The organism is Porticoccus sp. (assembly GCA_023261185.1).
GTDB classification, from domain to species: domain Bacteria; phylum Pseudomonadota; class Gammaproteobacteria; order Pseudomonadales; family Porticoccaceae; genus Porticoccus; species Porticoccus litoralis.
Window position 1 is genome coordinate 1 of the sequence record JALRJN010000120.1, and the last position, 5,268, is coordinate 5,268.

Genomic DNA, 5,268 nt, shown 5'->3' on the forward strand with positions numbered 1-5,268 from the left:
TCCATGTCATTTTCCACATACCTAACCACCTTTTCAATCCATTTATTTTTTAAACGATTGACCTCACTCATCAATTCCACATCTTTCGATGGGCGCTGATTAAACTTATCAAGCCTTATGATAATGCCCTTTAGATAACGATTAAAATCCTGCAACCTATCAAACTTAAATAATGGCTTTTCATAGGGCGGTAACAAGATTTCAACTTGCTCATCAATATCCTCTAATACCTTACTAGGAAGGTTGTTCATACTTGACCTCATTCGAGACAAATCATGGAAGGATTGAGCAATCAGCATGAGCTCATCCGATAATATTTGTATTAAGCTCGAAAAATGTTTATGGGCGTGAATAATGAGGCGCTCAAAGTCAGTCTTAGTTTGAATTTGACTCTTAAATGAATTCAAAATTTCATCGAGAACAACCTCAATCATATTTTGCTTGAGTGCATCAGCTGAAATAATTTTTCCCAACCTAATTGAAGTTTCACTCAAGCTTACTTGATCTTTTTTTATGATTTTAATTTTTTCATTGAGTTGGATAGAGACTAATCTTTTAATACCTTGTTTATTTTTGTTTTTAGCATCATTTAGATCATCAAAGACTAAGATATCAACCCACTCCCCTCTATCAACGAGGGCGGGGTAGCCAATCAAGGTTGTTTTTTGATGTGTGATTTCTAATTTTTCAGGGAGTGGATCATCGGGCCAATATTTAAGTCTTTCTTGTTCAATACCAAAATCAATACTCTCTATAATTTCTGTAATGGCTTCCTTATTGTGCTCCTTAAGCTTACTGAAAGCGAAAAGCAATTCTTAACACACATCTTTCGGTTCTTTACACAAGGTGATATTGATTTCTGTCAGGTAGTCACCAATCACGTCGAGTCCGGCAAACAGGATGCCCTTGTCTTTCAGGACAGGACCGATCTGAGCGGCAATCCAGCGGTCGCGATCGCTGAGGGGGCGAACCACACCGGAGCCCCCGGCCGCCAGGTTGCCGCGCAGTTCGCCTTTTGCTGGGATGCGGGCCAGGCAGTAGGGGATGGGTTCGCCGTCCACCATCAGGATACGTTTATCGCCGTTGCTGATATCGGGAATAAACTTTTGCGCCATGATGGTTTGCTGACCGTGTTGCGTGAGCATCTCGATAATCACACTGAGATTGGGGTCGTCGGGGCGCACTCGAAAAACGGCCGTACCGCCCATGCCGTCGAGGGGCTTGTAGACCACATCGTCATGCAGTTGGCGAAATGCCTTTAGTTGTTTTGGGTCACGGCTTACCAGCAGCGGGGGAGAACACTCCGGAAACAGGGTGGCAAATACTTTCTCGTTGCAGTCCCTGAGACTCTGGGGTTTGTTGACCACCAGTGTGCCGAGCCTTTCAGCCGCCTCAAGAATGTAAGTGGTGTAGATATACTCGCTGTCAAACGGCGGGTCTTTGCGCATGATGATGGCGTCGAGAGAAGCCAGTGGCTCCTGGCGGCGCTCATCGAGCTTGAACCAGCTTTCAGGGTCGTCATACACCTCCAGAGGTGCCATGCTGGCAGTGGCTTCGCCATTCTCGATGGCCAGCCAGGACTGTTCCATGTACATCAACTGCCAGCCCTGTTGTTGGGCAGCCAGCAGCAGCACCAGTGTGGTGTCCTTCTTCGGGTTGATTTTTTCGATGGGGTCCATCACAACCCCAAGAGTTCTCGTCATAACTGTTACCTTTGTCACGCCACGAAAAAGGACTTGTTCTATAAGATGTCAAAGCAGTGGCGGATTTATCGACTAAAGGTAAGGGCACCGGTGTGCAAGCGCAACTGCCAAACGTAAAAACTGTGTTCAGTGTTTTATGGCGGCGGGCTGTTATAGATAAAACCAAGTGATTGTGTTACATAATCCACTGCCTTTTTTGAAAGGCTGGCGTATTCACAACATAACGGGGCAAGCAGCAATGGAAGAACAATACAGTGGTTTGAAAGTCATGGTCATTGATGACAGTAATACCATACGTCGGACTGCGGAAACCCTCCTCAGTAAGGCCGGGTGTGAAGTTATCACCGCCATTGACGGTTTCGATTCACTTTCCAAAATTGCCGACAACATACCCAGCGTTATTTTCGTGGATATCATGATGCCGCGATTGGATGGTTATCAGACCTGCGCCCTGATCAAGAACAACAGCCAGTTTAAACATATTCCGGTAATCATGCTTTCAAGTAAGGACGGTCTTTTTGATAAAGCCAAAGGCCGTATTGTGGGGGCAGACGATTACCTGACTAAACCTTTTAGTAAAACAGAGTTGTTTGAAGCGTTGGACAGGTTCTCCAATAGCGAGGCAGCTGATGAAGTGCCGGAAAGCATGGATAGTCCAGCCGGGGGGACAGATGGCGAGAATATTGATCGTTGATGATTCACCAACAGAAACCCATCAACTTGCGGGTCTGTTGCAAAAAAATGGCTACGAGGTACTGGCGGCCATAAGCGGAGAGGATGGCCTGGTGCTGGCAGCAAAAGAACAGCCGGATGCCATTCTCATGGATATTGTCTTGCCGGGAGTGAACGGTTTTCAAACCACGCGGCAATTAAGCAAGGCGAGTGAAACCGAGCATATTCCCGTGATTATTGTTACCACCAAAGATCAGGATACCGATAAGGTATGGGGTATGCGTCAGGGGGCCAAAGCCTACCTGACCAAACCTGTCAGTGAAAAAAGCCTGATCAGTGTTCTCAAGGAAGTGATCAGCTAAATGTTAGTCACTGTCTGGCCATGACAAATCAGCGCACGCCGTTCAAGGTGTTGGTTTCACTTGCCCAGCGTTATGCTGAAAATGCTAGAAGCCTTCCCGCCCAACAGGATATTGTCGCAACGCGCAAGGTGGTGTGTTTTTCACTGCTCGGTCACAACTTGGCCATGCCTCTGGAAGAACTGGTCGAAATTATCGAAATGCCACAGTACACCTCGCTGCCAAGGGTGAAGCCCTGGGTGATGGGTATGGCAAACCTGCGGGGCCGGTTGTTGCCGATTATCAACCTGGCGGCATTTCTTGGCAGTCAATTATCCGGAACAACGAAAACCCAGCGCGTCATTGTGATCGAGATGTTCGGTGTTTTTCTGGGGCTGGCGGTAGATCAGGTGCATGGAATGCGGCACTTCAAGGTGGACACCTTTACCCGTCGGGCAGCATTGGTTCCCGAGCCAGTGGTGCTTTATGCAGAGGGCAGTTTTGTGCAGCCGGACAGTACCTGGGTATTGCTGCGGCTGGGACCGCTTCTGAGTGACCCTCGTTTTATGGCGGTGGCAGCTTAGACTGCAATCGAATTGTAATCGGCATGTACACCACCAAGCGGCGTGGTGATGAATTGCCCGGAGTGATATAGACATGACCTCTAACAAGAAATCAAAGACCAGTTCATCGATCACGCTGTTGACAGTGGCGTTGATCGCCGTCGTGGCCTTTCTCGGGTTTAACCTATTGCTGGTTTTCAAACAGACGTCGAAAGATCAGGAGAGTCTGCAACTGATGTCCGAGTTGCGCGCCCAGTCCTATCGGTTGGTGACCCTGTCCAAGGCATCCGCTTCAGGTGATGAGGCCGCATTTGGCGAGCTGCAGAACCTGGTGGATCAGATGAAAGGCAGCTGGAATCAGTTGAACCACAACCTCGAGGGTGAGGTAGAGGGTGCCCAGTTGAGCCATTTGCAGGACGCCTGGTTCCAGGCTCATAGCAATGCCCAGATCATTATTGATAATAAACAGCCGGTTATCTTCCTCAACCAGGTTGCCAAAACCCTGAACCGCACCTTGCCGGACCTGCAGCAGGAACATACCAAGGTTGTTGAATTGCTCCTGGCCAATGCTGCCCCTGCCTCTCAGTCAGCTTTTGCCCAAGCCCAGTCTTGGCGGGCCGAGCGTATTGGTCGCAACGTCGATCGTATGCTGGCGGGTGGTGCGGATGCGGAGAGAGCGGCTGAACAGTTCTCCCGGGATATCAAGCTGTTCGGCCAGGTGCTGGATGCGATGAAAAACGGCGATGCCACCATGGGGCTTAGCCGTGTCACGGTCCCTGCAGTCAGGACCAGCCTTGAACAGATCACCGAACAGTTCGGTTTTGTCAGCACCTCGATGCAGGAGATTTTTGATGCCACCCCGGCACTGTTTAATGCCATCAAGGCCACCAATACCATCCTGGACAAGTCACCACAGCTGCAGGAGCAACTCAGTGAGATGTCCGACACCATTGCTAAACTGCCGGAAACCCGTGACCTGAGCTACACCACAGCCCTGTATGCGGGTGTGTTCGGTATTCTGCTGTTGACCCTGATGGCCTTTAAAAATTCTGCTGAGACCCGTCGTCGTCTGCGGGATTCGGCCACGGACAACGAGCAAAACCAGCAGGCCATTCTTCGCTTGCTGGATGAAATCGCCGGTCTCGGTGAAGGTGACCTGACCAGTCATGCCACGGTGACCGAAGACTTTACCGGTGCCATCGCGGACTCTATCAACTACGCCATCGACCAGCTGCGGATTCTTGTGGCGCAGATCCAGGACACGTCCGAAAACGTGTCTGCTGCTGCCAACGAAACACGTGCCACAGCGTTGCAACTGGCCGAAGCATCCGAGCATCAGGCGCAGGAAATAGCCGGTGCTTCAGCGGCCATTAATGAAATGGCCGTCACCATCGACCAGGTGTCATCCAACTCTGCAGAGTCTGCCAACGTGGCGGAAAAATCGGTATCCATCGCCAAGAAAGGCGCCGGCGTGGTGCAAAACACCATTGGCGGTATGGATACCATTCGTGAGCAGATTCAGGATACATCCAAACGCATCAAGCGCCTGGGTGAAAGCTCCCAGGAAATTGGCGACATCGTATCGTTGATCAATGACATTGCCGATCAGACCAACATCCTCGCATTGAATGCTGCGATCCAGGCCTCCATGGCGGGTGATGCCGGCCGGGGTTTTGCGGTGGTTGCGGATGAAGTGCAACGACTGGCGGAACGCTCCGCAGGAGCAACCAAGCAGATTGCCTCGCTAGTGAAGACCATTCAAACGGATACCAACGAAGCTGTGAGCTCGATGGAGCAGACCACCGCTGAAGTGGTGAAAGGTGCTGAACGCGCCCATGCGGCGGGTGTGGCATTGGAAGAGATTGAAGCCGTATCTGCTGATCTGGCGGAATTGATTCAGGATATCTCCACTGCGGCCAAACACCAGGCGACTACCGCGGGTCATGTCTCACGAACCATGAATGTGATTCAGGATATTACGTCCCAGACCTT

The 5,268-nt window shown here is 50.3% G+C and carries 6 protein-coding genes; 4 read left to right on the top strand and 2 right to left on the bottom strand.

Translation table 11 applies throughout. The annotated features are described in order from the left end of the window. Together ACYZYZ_RS10855 and gshB are read right to left on the bottom strand one after the other, a co-directional pair. Positions 1 to 812 (bottom strand): DUF3418 domain-containing protein (locus tag ACYZYZ_RS10855; RefSeq protein WP_461484266.1); only part of this gene is annotated, 812 nt, incomplete at its 3' end. Positions 813 to 815: 3 nt separating this feature from the next. Beyond that, the gene (gene gshB / locus ACYZYZ_RS10860; protein WP_461484267.1) at positions 816 to 1,703 is read right to left on the bottom strand and encodes a glutathione synthase; all 888 of its coding nucleotides are present in this window, start codon (positions 1,701 to 1,703) and stop codon (positions 816 to 818) included. A 238-nt stretch (positions 1,704 to 1,941) separates the two neighbouring features. Between gshB and ACYZYZ_RS10865 the strand changes: the two genes are divergently transcribed. The 4 genes from ACYZYZ_RS10865 to ACYZYZ_RS10880 form a co-directional block, all read left to right on the top strand. Next, positions 1,942 to 2,397: a response regulator gene (locus ACYZYZ_RS10865; RefSeq protein WP_305170551.1), complete on the top strand. Its 456-nt coding sequence runs from the start codon at positions 1,942 to 1,944 to the stop codon at positions 2,395 to 2,397. After that, on the top strand, positions 2,375 to 2,737 hold the full coding sequence (locus ACYZYZ_RS10870) for a response regulator transcription factor (protein ID WP_305170441.1): 363 nt from the start codon (positions 2,375 to 2,377) through the stop codon (positions 2,735 to 2,737). The genes ACYZYZ_RS10865 and ACYZYZ_RS10870 overlap by 23 nt, the downstream gene beginning before the upstream one ends. Before the next feature lie 20 nt (positions 2,738 to 2,757). Further along, positions 2,758 to 3,297 (top strand): chemotaxis protein CheW, encoded by a 540-nt coding sequence (locus ACYZYZ_RS10875; protein WP_305170442.1) that lies wholly within the window; start codon positions 2,758 to 2,760, stop codon positions 3,295 to 3,297. Positions 3,298 to 3,370: 73 nt separating this feature from the next. Next, on the top strand, positions 3,371 to 5,268 hold a 1,898-nt coding region (locus ACYZYZ_RS10880; RefSeq protein ID WP_461484268.1), incomplete at its 3' end, for a methyl-accepting chemotaxis protein.